Raw genomic sequence first — 17,504 nt, 5'->3', positions numbered from 1 at the left:
TCTTACTTCCCTTCCCTTGTAGGGAAGGGGCTGGGGGTTAGGTTCTGTATTCCATGCAATTGAGAACCGTTATAAGCCCAAAACCCTGATATAGAGACGCGATTTATCGGATCTTCAAAGACCAATTATTTACACCAATTTCGATTTACCAAAATTATGCATAAATTGCAATTCAGATGTGGTAAGGTCGCGCCATTCACCTAACTGTAGGTCATCTAATTTTAGGTGGCCTATGCTGATTCTGACCAGCCGCAAAGTCGGAAACCCTACAGCCGCAGTCATACGCCGAACTTGGCGATTTTTTCCCTCTGTCAAAGCCATTTCCAACCAAGCCGTGGGTACATTTTTGCGAAATCTAATCGGTGGGGTGCGTTCAGGTAGCTGTGGTTCTTTTGGTAAAAGCCTCACTTCTGCTGGTTGAGTGCGGTAATCTTGAATTTCTACACCTGTTTGCAACCTTTGTATGGCATCTGCATCTGGAATTCGCTCTACCTGTACCCAATAAGTACGTTTATGACCAAAACGCGGATGAGCAAGACGATGTTGCAATTGGCCATCATTTGTTAACAGCAGCAGCCCTTCACTATCCCAGTCTAAGCGTCCCACAGGATACACATCAGGTACATCAATATAATCTTTCAGGGTGATATGTGTAGGAGCATCTTTTGTAAACTGGCTGAGAACGCCATAAGGTTTGTAAAAAATAATATATCTCATTGGGAATTGGGAATTGGGGATTGGGAATTGGGAATTGGGAATTGGGAATTGGGGATGAGATATTAGTTATTTCTCTATGCTTCCATGCTTTTATTTTCTAACGTGACGGAACAAGGCAAAAGAAAGAAAAACCAGTAAAAAATTTGTTACAAAGGCTTATTTTTTGATGGAAACGACAAAAAACGTTATCGTCAGAAATTGTGGCTTGAAATTTGCTTAAGATATACACCCAATTCCCTATGACTAATTACTTTCGCTCCAACGTTGATGCAATGGCTAGCTATGTGCCAGGTGAGCAGCCTCAACGCGGTACACAGATTATCAAACTCAACAGCAACGAGAACCCCTATCCCCCTTCTCCTGCGGCATTAGCTGTGCTACAAAATATTGATGGTGAGTGGTTGCGGCGGTATCCAGAACCTTTCGGTGGGGAGTTCCGGCAAGCTGCAAGTAAAGTTTTAGGAGTTCCTAGCGATTGGATTATTGTCGGAAATGGTAGTGACGAATTGTTGAGTGTGATAATTCGAGCTTGTGTAGAGCCTGGGAAAAAGGTAGTTTATCCAATGCCAACTTATGTGCTATATCGCACATTAACAGAAATGCAAGCGGCGGAAATTATTGAGATTCCCTACAGCGAGGACTACAGTTTACCTGTGGAAGAACTGATTGCTGTTGATGGTTCTGTGACATTGATTGCATCGCCTAATAGTCCATCGGGGCATCTGGTGGCAACAAAGGATTTACGAAAATTAGCCAGTAAGTTATCTGGAGTTTTAGTGATTGACGAAGCATACATAGATTTTACCGAAGAAAATGCATTGGATTTGGTAAAGGAATATGAAAATGTGATCGTAATTCGCACTCTATCTAAGGGATATTCGTTAGCTGGATTGCGGTTGGGATTTGGGGTGGCGAATCCCAAACTGTTGCAGGGATTGTTTAAAGTTAAGGATAGCTATAACATTGATGCGATCGCTTGTGCAATTGGCACGGCTGCTATTACCGATCAAGCTTATAAAAATGCTTGTGTAGCAAAGATTAAGGCATCACGGACTCAGTTAGCAACAGATTTAAAACAGTTAGGTTTTCATGTTTGGGATTCCCAGGCTAACTTTTTGCTGGTACAGCCTCCACAAAGAAATGCAGAATATCTCTATCAAAAACTGAAGGAACGGGGAATTTTAATCCGTTACTTCAAGCAGTTTAACCTAGATGATAAATTACGGATCACTGTTGGTACTGATGAACAAAATCAGGCTTTATTAGAGGCGCTTATAGCGGTTCCCATTCAGATGCAGTACAACATTAGCGAAGTGTAAGGGCACAGCAGTGCTGTGCCCCTACGGGTGTATCTCACTCAACCGAGAACCGCTATATTATTTGTTGAAGAATGGCGATACTTATTTTTCCAGAAATGTCCAGACTCCTTCATCCCAATCTGACTCTGTTGGAGGTGATTGTAACCAATGCTGACAACGCAACAGATGCAACATAGCTGCTTTGTCCTGATTGTCTACTGCTAAAACTTTGGCAAACTCGGCTCTAGCAAAGGAAAATTGGCGATTGAGGTAATACTCGCGTCCTTTGTGATAATGCTCAATGACTTGCAATTTTTCGCTTTCAATCGGGTTGGAACGCAATCCCAGTAATTCATATATGGCTACTGGCTCATTTCTGCCTTTGACACGAATGTAATCTAGTTCCCTAGCCCAAATATTATCTTCGCATGGTTTAAAAGTGTTATGGCTAATAATAATGTCGCAACCATACTGTTTACTAACACTTTCTAATCGAGAGCCAAGATTAACGCCATCGCCAATAGCGGTAAACTCCATCCGTTTACTAGAGCCGATATTCCCACTAATCACGATATCAGAATTAATGCCAATGCCGATCTTGATTCCAGGCTTATTATCTGCATAGCGACGTTGATTAAATTCGTGTAGGCGAACGCGCATTTCTAAGGATGTTTGCACTGCCATCCAAGCGTGTTCTTGTAATGGTAAAGGAGAACCAAATACAGCCATAATCGCATCGCCGATGTATTTGTCAAGAGTGCCTTTATGTTTAAAGACTGCCTCCACCATTGATTCAAAATATTCATTGAGCATACTTACCACTTCTTCTGCTTCTAAGCTTTCTGTCAAAGTGGTGTAGCCGCGAATATCGGAAAATAAAATTGAAACTTCTTTGCGATCGCCTCCTAGTTTAGCATCATCTAATTTCAGCAATTCTTCGGCTAATTCTTGGGTCATGTAGCGGTACATGGTACTCTTGAGTCGCTTTTCATCACTGATGTCTTCCATCACCACCAGCGCCCCCCGGACTTGCTCTTGGTCGCTGGCATCAGCAATTGTATTAATGGATAAATTAATGCTGTGCTGTTTGATATCAGTAGTTATGAGTGTGCGATCGGGGTAATATTGCTGGCGATCTCTTAAGTCAACTCCATGTAAAGCATCTTGATACCATTTGCTAAAGTCACCTTCTTTGATGGCGATCGCATCAGTAACCAATTTACCTTCTAATCGGTCTTCTAGCTCCAGCCCTAGCATCCGCTTGGCACTTTCATTAGCGGCGATAATTAACCCGGTTTTATCAGTGGAAACCACTCCATTAGAAAGACTACGCAGAATATCCCGTTGCATTTGTTCTTGTTGCTTGACTGTGGCAAACAACTGGGCATTTTGTAGCGCTACTCCTGCTTGAATATTAAAAGCTTCCATGAATTCTTCATCGTTGCGGTCAAAGCTAGCTTGGAAGCAGTCGGGAGCTTTGGGCCAATCAACTGGATTATAATGTGGAAAATCACCAGTTTTCTTTTTATTTACAAGTTGAGTAACGCCAATCAGTTGTTGATCGGCGTTGAATACTGGCATACAAAGTAAGCTACAAGTGCGATAGCCATTTTGTTGGTCGAGTAGTTTGGCTGTATCAGAGTCAGAATGGTAGTACAAATCAAAGGCAATATTTAGTTTTTTACCAGAAGCCGCTACTATACCGGCAAAGCCTTTACCTACGGGGACTCGCAACTCTTTAGTTGAACCATCATCCTGAGTGATTTTCGTCCATAATTCATGGCGATCGCGGTCTATTAACCATAGTGTACTGCGATCGGCATTCATCAGTTCCTTGGCTTCATCCATCACCCGCTTCAGGGTGTCTTCTAAATCAAGACTGCTTTGAGAGAGAGACTTGATCGCCTTCATTAGCGCCGCCACTGCTCTTTGTTTTTGGGTGGCGACATAAAAAGAACGCGAGGATTCTAAAATTAGGCGAATTGAAGGGGCAAATTCTTGAAATAATTGTTCGTCAGCAGAGAGAAAACCTTTAGTATCAATGCGTTCTGCAAGGGGATCGGCGTGATTACTTCCAGATTTTAATTTATTCAGTAATTGTACTACTGCAACTAACTGTCCATGTTCATTTAACAGTGGCAAAGCCAACATGGTGTAGGTGCGGTAGCCAGTTCTTTTTTCTTGTTCTTGGGCAAAATGCGATCGCGGATCGTAATAAAAATCAAAAGGAATATTGATAACTTGTTTAAAAGTAGCAACTTCCCCAGCAATGCCTTTATCGGCAGGGATGCGAATTTCTAAAGAGCGATCGCCTTCCCCCTCAGCTAAAATCGACCAAAGTTCTTGTTTTTCTTCATCCAATAAAAATATTGTTGTCCGATCTGCCCCTAGTAATTCCCCGGTTTTCAAGGTAATCGAATGCAACATTTCTTGCAGAAGAGTTTCAAACCCCTGAGAATCAAGCATTGATAGGGTTTGATGGACAATCTGTAATTTTTGCTCGACATCTTGAACGACCTGCTTAAAAGTATCTTGAGTCAGGGGAGCAAGAAACGTAGAAAAATTTCCTTTTCTTGTGGTCAGAGCGCCCACAGGAGCCGAACTTGTTTGTAATTCGAGGTTTTCTTGGTTGTGAACACCAATAATCAAATCGGTGGTTTCCCCATAACTTCCTTGATACACTGACATAACTGGTATTTTATATAGCAGGATGAGATTTTAAATTTAAGAATGAGATGAAATTTATGTAGGTTGTGCTAAAAGCAACAATGCTTTGATATTATCCATAGTTTAATCGCTTGTTTAGCTAGCGTCATCCTGCGAATAAGGCTAGGAGTTGATTACTAAGAACTACATTTTGACTAAAACCCTTTCCCACTGACGGATACAGATGATAAATAGAGGGTCATACCCCTCTGATTTAATCGATCAAACAATGTTATTCACGATATTGGGACTGGAGGCGCTGACTACAAACTTTTCATTAACGATCCGATCGCCTTTACCAATTCTTCTGGATCTACAGGTTTGGAAATATGCTGTTGAAATCCAACAGCGATCGCTTGCTGATAATCCATCTCGCCAGCATAGGCAGTTAGAGCGATCGCCGGAATTGTCCCGCCTTGCTCTGGTTTCAGGCTCCTAATCTGTCGCATCAGCATGTAGCCATCCATTTCTGGCATCCCGATATCGCTAATGAGCAAATTTGGCTGAAATTGACTCAGTGCAGTTAAAGCTTCAATGGCTGAGGCTACAGTTGTCGCAGTTGCCCCATATTGCTCTAGCATAAAAGGTAAAAATTCTCGCATATCTGCATCATCATCCACTATGAGAATCTTTAAGCCAGACAAGGGTAAGGACTTATCTGGCTGGAGTAAAGAGTTATTTATTCCATCTTTGATTCCTTTACTTTCATTCTGTAAACATGGAAGTCTAACAGTGAAAGTTGCTCCTTGTTCTTCGCCCAGGCTTTCTGCTTGCACAGTTCCCCCATGAAGTTCTACAAGATGTCGGACGATCGCTAATCCTAAACCTAAACCGCCAAATTTTCGGGTTGTGGCTCCATCTGCTTGCCGGAAATAATCAAAGACATAAGGTAAAAATTCTGGTACAATCCCTTTCCCTGTGTCAGTTACGCAGATTTGTACCTGTGAGCCAACCTGCTCTAATTTAATTTTTACCTGTCCCTCACCAGGAGTAAACTTAATGGCATTGGAAAGAATATTCCAAACGACTTGTTGCAATCGATTGGCATCGCCTAAAACTGGCCCCACACCAGATTCAATAATTGTCTGAATCTCGATGGATTTGGCCTGTGCTGATAAACGCACTGTCTCGATCGCAGCTTCAATAACTGATACCAAATTAATCGAGCCAAAATTGAGGCTCAACTTACCCTGAAGGATACGGGAAACATCAAGCAAATCTTCAATTAATTGGGTTTGTAACTTGGCGTTGCGCTCAATGGTTTCCAGGGCGCGATCGCTTGTTGCTTGGTCAAGTTTGCGACTCCGCATCAGTTTTGCCCATCCCAGAATTGGGTTGAGTGGTGTTCTCAATTCATGGGAGAGGACTGCTAAAAATTCATCTTTGATGCGGTTTGCTGATTCAGCAGCATTTCGCGCCGTTCGTTCGGCTTCGTAAAGGTGGGCGCGAGCGATCGCTTGGGCACATTGTTGAGCAATAGCCAAGATAAATGCTTGATCTTCTCCACTAAGTAATTGAAGTTGGGTAAATCCTAAACTTATACCTCCAACTGCCGAACCCTCCACCATCAAGGGAATAGAAATCCAGGCATCAATATCATATTGGGTGTAAGCTTCAGCTAGATGAGGGTAACGAGATATTCTATTTTGTTTCGATTCAGCCCAAATAGGTTGTCCAGTTCGCACAGCTTCGGCTAAAGGAGAAGGCGAATCAATGGGAAAATGCCGCCAAGTGTCTACCAAATCTTGGTTATAGCCAACCGCCCGCACAATTTCTAACTCAGTCTTGTTTTCATTCACCAAGGCAACGAGGGCAGAACTAGCTCCCAAGGCAGCCATACTCTGCTCTACAATGACCTCAGATACTTGGGCTGGTGTCAGCAATTCGGAAAGGGCAGATGTGATCGATTGAAGACGGGCAATGCGCTCTAGGGCTATTTCTGCCGTTTTTTGGGCTTGCTGCGCTTCTTGGTAAAGGCGGGAATTATCGATGGCGATCGCGGCTCGATGAGCAATATCTTCAGCTAGTGACAAGTCAGCCGTGCTATAACGACGTTCTGATTCCGATGTAAAAAACGAAATTGCCCCAAAAATTCTTTCCCGTGCCATCAAGGGAAGAATTATACAGGACTTTAAACCAATTTCACGTATGATTCTTAGATGCTCTGCATCTGGAATGCCTTCTACTAGGGCTGCATCTAAAATTTCAGTTACTATTTCAGCAATTCCTGTACGCAGTACTTTCGGCACGCCATGAGGTTCATCCAATTTTCTCGGATAACGCTGATGAAGTTCCCAACCGAGTTTAACTTTCTCTGGATCTCGGTGGGCAACTGCTACCCGATTAATTGATTGGTTGTCTTGCAAGAGATCGACGCTACACCAATCGGCGAAATAAGGCACAGCCAGGTTTGCCACACTTACTAGCGTACTTTTGTAATCGAGAGAAGAAGCTAGTGTGGCACTGACTTGAGCCAAAAACGCTGCTCGTTGCCGATCGGCTTCTGCTTCTAAACGGGCGGTTTGCTCTTGGATTAGCTGGATACGTTCGGCTTCAGCTTGTTTGTGTAAGCGTTCGCGCAGCGTCTCGTAGAGAAGCTCGTCGTAGACATCGGTGATATCAACTACAACACCACTCATCTCTCTCGCTTTACCTGCTTCGTTAAAAAAGGCTTTTCCCCGCCAGGCTAGGTAGCGAATACTGCCATCATCTCGAATAATTCGATATTCTAAATTATGTTCTAGACCTTCGTTAATCGCTCGACTCAAGGATTGAGCCAATAATTCTCGATCGTCTGGATGCAGACAATCGAAGATTGCTTCTGAAGTGCCAGCAAAGGTTTCAGGTGTTAACCCAAATAGTTGATAAATCTGCTCATCCCAGTTAAAATGATCCTTAGCAATATCCCAACTCCAAACACCAATTTTGCCAGATTTTAACGCTAAGTTAAGTTGTTGTTGACTGTTCTCTAAACCTTGATAAAGACGAGCATTTTCTAGAGATATAGCAATTTGAACTGTCAAAATTTCCAGTACGGAAAGTTTTTCCTGTGTAAAGGCGCTGGGGATGAGATTGTTTTCTAAATATAAAATACCAAGTAATTTTGACTGACGTGCGATCGCTAAACAAAGTACAGATTTAGGTTGTTTTTGGATTAAATAATCATCTCCAGAAAAGAGATTTTGCTCAGTTGCATTATGCAAAATCACTGTTTCTTGAGTTCGTTGAACATAATTTAATATTGATTGCGGAATAAGTTGTGAAATTTCGCCTTCAAATACGGTTCGAGAAATATTGAGCTTTTCTTCTTGGGGATTAACTTTAGCTTCTACTTCAATTACCAAATTTTGCTCATGTTCCAGCAATAAATAACCGATTTCTGCTCCTGCTTGCTCGATCGCAATTTGTATTAATGTCTTCAACAACCGCGAAAGCACAATTTCACTAGATATAGTTTGAGAGGCTTTAACTACCGATAGAAAATCTAGGTGTTCACCTGTACTGAAAATTGACAAGATAGTTTTGGATAAAGAGCCGTTGGAGTCAGTGAGTAATATAAAATATAATCTGTTTCAATGGGTAATGCCAGTGTCGCAACTGGAAACGTGGATAATCTCAATGCACAACTTAGCGCTTCTGTATACTGCCTATAGGTAAAAAATGTAATTAATTTAATAATCCACACTGAAGGAACACTCAGCAGTTACTTTTGTTTATGACATTGTGGATTTTGATACAATATGCCTTAGCAAAGCGGCGCGTTAGCGCTTCGCATTTTATTTGAATGAAAGTTGGGGCGGCAGGCTTCTGGTTATAAAGCCGCCCAAAAAGCCTTAAATAGAATGATTGCAGAACTAAAACTTTTGGTTGACAGTTTCTAAATCACCCAAAAAAGCTGTTTCCAAGGCGAGATTCCAGCTCTTCCAGACATCGAGCTTCCTTGGTGGGCAATGTGAAGAAATATTTCGCCAATAGCATCGCCTGCTACTCAAGCCCCGTTTCCAAGATTTTGGTACTTATATATATAGATAATTACTGATCCTTTTTTTTAAATTTTACGTTATTAATATAATTAATCTCTGAAAAATAAAAATTAATTCAAGAAGGAGTCAGAATACATTCGGTTTTAGGAGATGTTTTCACAAGAGAAGACATGCTCAATCTGATATTGAAACAACGTAAAATCAGGGATTTTCAAACATCTGCGTAACATAACTTGATAACGTGTCCCATTTTCCCGTTATCTCGGCAGATACCCTCTATGGGATGATTTTTTGTATCCAGTTCCCTTAGTCTTTCTCTTCAACAACCTATCACTGATGCAGCCCACCTACTTAGACTGCTGCGTATGTCACCATATATTCAACAAGTAAATTTCCCTTCAGCAACTTGTGATGACCGATTACTATGGGATACATGGATGTCCATGTTCCATTTTCCTACCCTTACTGTTGCAGATGAACTGGGGCTATTTTCTCTACTAGAAAAGTCTCCGGCAACGGCTGCTGAAGTAGCTAAAATCCTTTGTTTAGGAAACCGTTCTACTGAAGCACTCTTGGGAGTCATGACATCACTGGGTTATCTTGTTCAGCATTCAGGAACGTTTTACATCACTGATGTGTCGCGAAATTTCCTCCTTCCCAATAGCCCTTACTACTGGGGTGGAATATTGCATTTAATGCGAACTAATCCACTATCTCACTCATCTCTGCTAGAGGCATTACAGAACGATAAGTCTACCATCTACAAAGATCAAGATATTTGGGAAGCTCACGAGATAGACCCAGAACAAGCCAAAGCCTTTACCAGACACATGCACAGCCAGACAATCTCTCCCGCCTTATGTGCTGCTAAAACAGGAGACTTTGCAGATGTCAAACGTCTTCTTGATGTGGGTGGTGGCTCTGGTGCTTTTAGTTTTGCCTTGGCTCAACATTATCCAGAAATACGTTGCACTGTCTTAGAACTGCCAGTAGTTTGTAGGATAGCAGAAGAATACATTTCTGCTGCTAGACTCCAAGAACAAATAGATACTTTAGAAGCAGATTTCTTTAAAGACCCCTTTCCTAAAGGTTACGATGCAATTTTATTCAGTAATATCTTTCATGACTGGGGGCGAGAAAAATGTCTCCACTTGACACGTAGTAGCTTTGAAGCATTACCGAAAGGAGGTCATATCTACCTTCATGAAATATTGCTGTCAGACACTAAAGATAGTCCTCTAGTTGCAACTTCATTTTCGATGTGCATGGTTTGGATGGCTGAGGGCAAGCAATTCACAGCTCATGAGCTTCATCAACTGCTGACAGAATGTGGATTTGAAGATATATTGGTCACTCCAACCTCCGGTTACTATTCTCTCGTCAGTGGTAGAAAACCCTAGAGAAAGGCGACATCAATTTTCAAACAACCACTGTTTTGCTCCGAAGAGCTTTTAGGCATAGAGCCTGCTGTAGCATGTTGACTGCTTGGACTACCTCGTGCGGCTAGAAGCAAGACCTTAGAAATCAGCCAATGGCACAAGTAAGCGCTCCATTCATAGATTTACCAAAAAAGGCAGAGGGCAGGAGGCAGAAGGAATGATTCCAGCGCTGAAGCCCACGATCCAAAAGAGTAAGGGTATAAAGAACCGGACATATCTTTGATTTGGTGGCTTCCAATTGGGAGGGGTCACAATCTAATCCCCTTCCAATTGGCTCCTTCAGCATAGCTGCCCTCTGCCTCCTACTTTCTTGAACGCTATCGCTACATCAATCTGATTCCCTTGAAAGACACCCAAAAAGCCTTGCGAGTCTTTTGGTGCAAACTAACGCTCACCCATCAGTCCGATGGCAAAGTACTTTACCAAAATACCTTCATCACTCACCATTCACTGATAGCCGAGACGGTTAACTCCCGGTTCGCCCATTGTTTCTGGAGTTAGGAAAAAGCTGATTAGGCTTTTACTTCTCAATCTAAATGCTGCATAAGCAAACAAAATCTACATCAGAAAAATATTGGGTTTTATATGTTTTCAGATCAGATAAAAGACATCTTAAGCAATAAAGTGTGGCTCGTAACTGGAGCTAGTGGATACGTAGGTTCAGAATTATGTAAAAAAATCAAAGCAGATTATCCTCATATTTATTTGATAGCAACGGATGTAAAAGCTCCTAATCATCATTGGTATGATGAATTTATTACTAGCTCTTTAGAAATTCCTGATAACGAGGTGGTTCAGAAAATTTTAACAAGCCAGATTGATCTGGTAATCCATCTGGCAGGTGTTGCAGTTGAAGGATGGTGTTTTGAGAACCCTTCTGAAACTTGTGAATACAATATCCGTGCAGTCTATATTCTATTAGAAGCTATACGAAAAAGTACTTACTCATGTTCTATGATTTTAAGTACAACAGATAAGGTCTATGGACGGGATGCAACCCAAATAAAACCCTATCTTGAAGATGAACCTTTGGTGGCGAAAAACATATATGAAACCTCTAAAATCTGTGCAGATTTGATAGCGCAATCATATTATCTGACTTATAAAATACCATTAGCGATCGTGCGTTTTGCTAACATCTACGGTGGTCTAGACAAAAATAGTTCACGTCTGGTACCACGTACTATACAAAGATTACAAAATGGTCTTACTCCTGAATTACGTTTGACAAAGGGCGGTCAGGAATATACGCGAGATTTTATTCATATCTCTGATGTTGTTGAAGGTATTATTGTGGTAGCTAAAGCCTTATTAGAGCAGAAGCCAAATATTATTGGTGAAATCTTTAATATTAGCAGTGGCAAAGAATATAGGGTAAGAGATGTCCTAGAGAGTATCATTAGTATCTTCAAGCCAAGTGAGAAATATATCGAAGTTGAAGAAGGAGTAAAATATTTAGAGATTGTCACTCAGTGCGCTAGTAATAACAAGATGAAACAGATATTAGGATGGGAACCAAAAATTTCCTTAAGAGATGGGTTGCTAATGATTAGAAATGAGTACGGGGATCAACTTAAGGCGGGACACAATTAGATAGCCTGGGTACTTTACCCCTATTTCCAGATATGGGAATCAATTTATATTGGTATTTGAATGACAAATTCTGTACCCTTGCCTGGAGCCGAAATACAGTTTAAGTGACCTCCATGTTGTTCTACTACAATCGAATAGCTAATTGACAATCCTAAACCTGTGCCACTGCCTACAGGCTTCGTAGTAAAGAATGGTTCAAATATCTTATTTCGTACTGATTCGCTCATCCCCATCCCGTTGTCGATAATCTGGATTGAAACATATTTCTTTTCTTGTATTTGAGTACGAATTGTAATAGTTGGTTTGTGATTTACATCTAATTCTCTTAGGGCATCAATAGCATTACTGAGAACATTCATGAATACCTGATTTAAAGCGGATGGATAACAATTAACTAAAGGTATTTCGCTGTATTCTTTAATGAGTGAGATATCTGGGTTTCTGCTAGTATTTTTGAGCCGATGCTGTAAAATTAACAGTGTGCTATCAATACCTTCGTGAATATCTACTGGTTTGATTTTGGCTTCATCTAAACGGGAAAAATTACGCAGTGATAAAACAATTTCGCAGATGCGGTCTGCTCCTATTTGCATCGATTTAAACAGTTTTTGTAAATCATTCACCAAAAAATCTAGTTCCACCTCAGCAATTTTTTCTTCAATTTCTGGTATTGGTTGTGGGTAGTTTTTCTGGTATAAATAATTTAGTTCAATTAAGGATGTAACGTATTCGCTCGCTGGTTTTATGTTGGCATAGATGAAATTAATCGGATTATTAATTTCGTGGGCAATACCAGCAACTAATTGTCCCAAACCGGACATTTTTTCCGCTTGAATTAGTTGAGCTTGAGTGTGTTGCAGTTCCTGTAAAGTTGATTCTAGCTGCGTTGCTTTTTGTGTTAGCTCTTGGGTGCGTTTGGAGACTTTTTGCTCCAAACTATGGGAATATTCCTCTAATTGGCAATACAACTTGGCATTTTCCAAGGAAATAGCTGCTTGGGCGGTGAGGAGTTGAATGACTTGCAGGCGATCGCTCGTAAATGCTCCTGTGGTGAGATTATTTTCTAAGTACAGGATGCCAATTAATTTTCCTTGCTGGCTAATGGGAGTACATAACACGGATTTGGGTTGGTGGGTGGTAATATAGCGATCGCCTGCAAATTGTGCTGAATCGCTCAAGTTTTCAAACACAGTCGTCTCTTGTGTCCGCGCTACCGTGTAAATAACACTTTGGGGAATTTCCTGACATTGTTCGAGGAGGATTTCTAACCTGTGTGTTTGCTCTGAATCGGCTTGAGCAACTACTAACCATTGTTCGTCTTGGCGGAGAATTAAACGACCGATTTGCGCTCCCGCCGAAACGATCGCCATCTGTATCAAAGTTGCTAACAGTTTTTCTAACTCAATTTCTTGTGAGATAGCTTGTGCTGCTTTGATTACCGAAGGAACATCTAACCATAAATTCTGGCTGCTATTGACGTTAGTCAAACTCCTGATCAAGGTTGGGGCGATGGTTTCCTCATGGGTGATGGGAAGGGAAGAGGATGGGAGAATCGCCGCTAGTAGTTGGGGGTATTGTTGTTCTAAATGGGTAATTTTGGCTTTTGCACCCCAGCGAGCGTAGCAGTAGTAAGCTTCGTGCATATAGCTAGTGGCGACTTTCTGTTTACCCCAATCTAGGTAAAATTTAGCCGCAAGTTCATTGGCTAAGGCTTCTTCTTGGATATAGCCGTTTTCCTTGGCGAGAGCGATCGCGCGATCGTAGTATTCGATGGCTTCGCTTTTGTCTCCCAAAACTCGACAAATTTCAGCTTTGACTAGATAAAATTTGTGGAGGATATTCATTGGGGCATGATTAGCCCAGGTTTGTAATTGACTTTGATTTTTCCTGACTAGATCGAGATATCCTGAGCGTTCCTCTGATTCTAATGTTGGGGCTTGCCCCAATAGTGCCAGCGACTGATAGAAATTATGCACCGTAGGATAGATTTTGCCAACAACAAAGTCAAGGTAAGTGCTAGCCTTATTTGCATTTTCAATGGCTTTTGCATAGTCACCCTTGAAGTAATTTAGTTGGCACTTAGCAAAGTAAGCACTAAACAAAGGTATATTATATTGCTTCTTTTTCAAGCTATGGAAAGTATCTGCCTCATTGAGATTTTCAAGGGTAATCTGTACATCTCCAATGTGGGAATTTTTCAGGTTGATTCCTATCTGCTGCCAGATCGCAAGATCGTCATGTATATACTCAATCTTGCGGCTTAATGCCAGATATTTTTCGTATCTTGCATTAGCATCATCAAGAAATGCACCTGTTAGTAAATAATAATGGCAGTAATCTTTTAAGCTGTACATAGCATATTCTATATCCCCTGTGTCTAAACCGCTTTGAATGGACTCTAGCAAGCCATCAATCGTTGCAGAAAGAGGTTCTTTCCAGGGACATATCATCGAATAGAAGAGAGCATATACCTTGCTTTTCAAGAAAAGAGCATCGTATTTTTCAAGAATTTTGAGCGAAAGTTGACCAAATTGATAACCCAATTCAATATCGCCCATAAACCCACAGAGTAAGACACCATAAAAAGCATAGGTGAACGCAGCAATTGGTGAATTTCCATGCTGAGTGCATAATTTGAGCATGGTTAGGGTTACTGGCAACATGAGTTCTGGCTGGGCAACATACGCAGCACCAATAACCGACATGAGAATTTCCATAGCTTTGAGCTTTTCGGGATGACTCATCTCTGGGAGGTTTAGTAGTTGCTCAAAATCAACGCTGCTAGGAGGTTCAGATTCCAATGGAATCCCTAATAAGTTCAGAGCCACCAAAGCAGTCTCGATAGAGGTTTGGGGTTGTCCAGAGGCAGTATTTATTCGCATTTTTAGCTCATAAGCTGCACATTTATCGAGTAAAATATCCGTTTGATCGAGAACTGTTTCGATTAAACTAGATGCCAACTCAAAATGACCTGTAAGGGTTTCAACTTCTGCTCTTTCCAGAAACAATTTTAGGGATAGCTGATACTGCTTTTCCCAATGGTCTGTTGCTAATAAATCAATACCAGCAACAAAGTAGTTAGAAGCAGCTTCATAAGCAGTAGAAATTCTGGCTTTATTTCCTGCCGCCAAGTTTAACTGGGCAAGTTCTTCACGTTTCGAGGGGCTAACAATTAATGAACTGCCGATGTTCAGGTGATGAACAATTTCAAAAAGCTGATCTTCCCTATCGACCTCTGAGAGATTCTCTAGGAGTAAGTTGCCAATACGATAATGAGTAGATTGCTTCTGATCTTGAGGAATCAAAGAATAAGTAGCTTGTTGGACGCGATCGTGCAAGAATTTATACTTAGCTGTCTGGCGATCGCTAATTTGACTATATTCATAACTATCTTGATAAAACTTATAAACCTCACTTTGGGGTAAAATCAAATCTGACTGCAAAGCAGCCCATAAATCAGTAGCCGTTTCTACCTCAGATAATTCGCAAACAATCGCCAATGTTTGTAAATCAAATTGATTACCAATACACGCAGCTAACTTTAAAACCTCTTGTGTTGACTTTGGCAGTTTTTGTAACTGCAATGCCATAAATTCAACCACATCCGAAGTGAACACTCCCTGAATCACTGCTGCAATATCACATTGCCAACAGCCTAAATTAAAGTCAAATTTAATTAGTCCATCTTGATGCAATGCTTTGAGAAATTGTGTAGCAAAAAAAGGATTACCTTGAGTTTTACGATCTACCAATTGAGAAAGAGGTAATGCCAAAGTTTCTGTACACTTAAGTGTCTCAGCAACTAATTCATTCACCTTACCTTGATTCAATGGAGCTAAAGTAATAGTATTAATAGTTGCTGCCGTTTTTTGAATTTCACTCAAAGTCAACATTAACGGATGGGTTGGATTGACTTCGTTATCACGGTATGCACCAATTAAGAAAAGATATGCTGTATCAGCCATTAATAGCTGAATTAATTTCAGCGATGCCCAATCAGCCCATTGCAAATCATCTAAAAAAATCACTAATGGATGTTCTTTACTAGTCAAGACTTGGGTGAATTTCTGGAATAATAAATTAAATCTATTTTGTGCCGCAGTTCCTGATAATTCCTGTGCTGGTGCTTGAGTACCAATAATTATTTCTAATTCGGGAATAACTTCAACAATTACCTGTCCGTTCTCACCTAGAGCCTCTAAAATTTTGGTTTTCCATTGTTGAATTTGGGCATCACTTTCTGTTAATAATTGCCCCATTAAATCCCGGAATGCTTGCACAAATGCAGAAAAGGGAATATTTCTATTAAATTGGTCAAATTTTCCTTTGATAAAATAACCACGTTGTCTAACAATGGGTTTATGAACTTCGTTAACAACTGCTGTTTTGCCAATACCCGAAAAACCAGCTACCAACATCATTTCGGTTGTCCCTGTACTGATGCGTTCAAATGCTTGGAACAGGTTTTCTACTTCGGTTTCTCGTCCATAAAGTTTATCAGGGATAATAAAGCTGTCACAAATATCCCGCTTACCAATCTCAAAACTTTCAATTACACCACTTTCTTTGATGTGATACAAACATTTTTCTAAATCGTGCTTTAAACCTAAAGCACTTTGATATCTATCTTCGGCATTTTTTGCCATCAATTTGATGACGATATCAGAAATAACTTGGGGAATTTCTTTGCTGTCAACTAACGCTGGTACTTGTTTCGCAATATGACAATGCACCAATTCCATCGGTTCATTTGACTCAAAGGGCAACTTTCCTGTGAGCAATTCGTAAAAAGTTACACCCAAAGAATAAAAGTCAGTCCGGTAATCAATTCCCCGATTCATCCTTCCTGTTTGTTCTGGAGAAATGTAAGCAAGTGTACCTTCTAATACATTAGGGCTGATGAGCGTTTGGATTTCTCGTGGTAACAAAGAGGCAATACTAAAGTCAATTACCTTTACTTGTTTGGTTTCGGGGTTAATTAAAATATTGCTGGGTTTAATATCTTTATGAATAATTCTCTGACGGTAAAGAATATCTAAGATGTCACATAGAGATATGGCTATTTGTAAAAATTCATCTAGAGACGCGACATTATTATTGTTGGCAAAATAATCCTTGAGGGAAATTCCCCCAAAGTCTTCCATCACCAAGATATAACCATTTTGGTACGGTTCTAGGCTATAGGTGTGGATGATTCCTCTTAAGTTGAGATTTTTGGCAATGGTGTATTGATTGCGAAATTGTACGAGTTCGCTAAAGCTGGGATAAGGATTTTTTAGCAGCTTGATGACTACTCTTAAGGAGTCGGTTTCTTGATACCCTCGATAAACAAGGGTTCTGGAACCATTGTAGAGTTCTTCAGTTATGTGATATCCGGGAATACTAATTAGATTGCCAACCATGCTGCTAAATCCTGACGATTTCTGGATTTAGTATTCCCATATAGGACTCCTATTTGATTTTTGAACAACTAATTTGTCTCGGAAATGAGTGCCTTTGTTCAAACTAACTATCTCAAACCCTCATAACTGCGTTTTCGCAAAAATATCAAAGTTTTGTCTCAAAGCTTTGAACACTTTGGCTTTGGAGTTTTCGGACAAGTCTACTGTTCTGGAGGCAACCCTTTAATAATTACCGGACACTGTTCCTTAAGCTTGATTCCACGGTATATGACTGCTTTTACCCCTGTTTTTAACAAAGTGACATTTTAAATCCGGGTAATGCAATCATCATGCTAAATGCTCCAGCCGTGCTTTTTCCGAGATAAT

Annotated in this window: 7 protein-coding genes and 1 pseudogene; 3 read left to right on the top strand and 5 right to left on the bottom strand. The window is 40.7% G+C overall.

Annotated features, from left to right (window positions below):
• Positions 1-129: 129 nt before the first annotated feature.
• Entirely contained in the window at positions 130-717 is a 588-nt protein-coding gene (locus tag V7K98_RS06105) for an rRNA large subunit pseudouridine synthase E (protein WP_335019928.1), read from the bottom strand.
• 239 nt (positions 718-956) lie between these two features.
• Here V7K98_RS06105 and hisC point away from each other — a divergent pair, with 239 nt between their 5' ends.
• A complete protein-coding gene (hisC, locus tag V7K98_RS06100; protein ID WP_335019927.1) occupies positions 957-2,036 on the top strand; it encodes a histidinol-phosphate transaminase in 1,080 nt (359 codons plus the stop codon).
• 81 nt (positions 2,037-2,117) lie between these two features.
• Here hisC and V7K98_RS06095 read toward each other — a convergent pair whose 3' ends face one another.
• The 3 genes and pseudogenes from V7K98_RS06095 to V7K98_RS28880 form a co-directional block, all read right to left on the bottom strand.
• Positions 2,118-4,703: a GAF domain-containing protein gene (locus V7K98_RS06095; protein ID WP_335019926.1), complete on the bottom strand. Its 2,586-nt coding sequence runs from the start codon at positions 4,701-4,703 to the stop codon at positions 2,118-2,120.
• 281 nt (positions 4,704-4,984) lie between these two features.
• On the bottom strand, positions 4,985-7,360 hold the full coding sequence (locus tag V7K98_RS06090) for an ATP-binding protein (protein ID WP_442940399.1): 2,376 nt from the start codon (positions 7,358-7,360) through the stop codon (positions 4,985-4,987).
• A 45-nt stretch (positions 7,361-7,405) separates the two neighbouring features.
• Positions 7,406-8,158 (bottom strand): annotated as a pseudogene (locus V7K98_RS28880) (PAS domain-containing protein); the annotation flags it as partial.
• A 911-nt stretch (positions 8,159-9,069) separates the two neighbouring features.
• On the opposite strand from V7K98_RS28880, the gene V7K98_RS06085 reads away from it, so the two are divergent.
• Together V7K98_RS06085 and V7K98_RS06080 are read left to right on the top strand one after the other, a co-directional pair.
• Positions 9,070-10,104 (top strand): methyltransferase, encoded by a 1,035-nt coding sequence (locus V7K98_RS06085; protein ID WP_335019924.1) that lies wholly within the window; start codon positions 9,070-9,072, stop codon positions 10,102-10,104.
• Between the two features lie 624 nt (positions 10,105-10,728).
• Positions 10,729-11,736 (top strand): NAD-dependent epimerase/dehydratase family protein, encoded by a 1,008-nt coding sequence (locus tag V7K98_RS06080; RefSeq protein WP_335019923.1) that lies wholly within the window; start codon positions 10,729-10,731, stop codon positions 11,734-11,736.
• Between the two features lie 44 nt (positions 11,737-11,780).
• Here V7K98_RS06080 and V7K98_RS06075 read toward each other — a convergent pair whose 3' ends face one another.
• Complete coding sequence (locus tag V7K98_RS06075; protein WP_335019922.1) at positions 11,781-17,138, bottom strand: trifunctional serine/threonine-protein kinase/ATP-binding protein/sensor histidine kinase; 5,358 nt, start codon at positions 17,136-17,138, stop codon at positions 11,781-11,783.
• Positions 17,139-17,504: the final 366 nt, after the last annotated feature.

Source organism: Nostoc sp., from assembly GCF_036917435.1.
Taxonomy (GTDB): Bacteria; Cyanobacteriota; Cyanobacteriia; order Cyanobacteriales; family Nostocaceae; genus Nostoc.
Note: the sequence above shows the minus strand (reverse complement) of the source record. Positions and strands in the feature narration are given on the sequence as shown.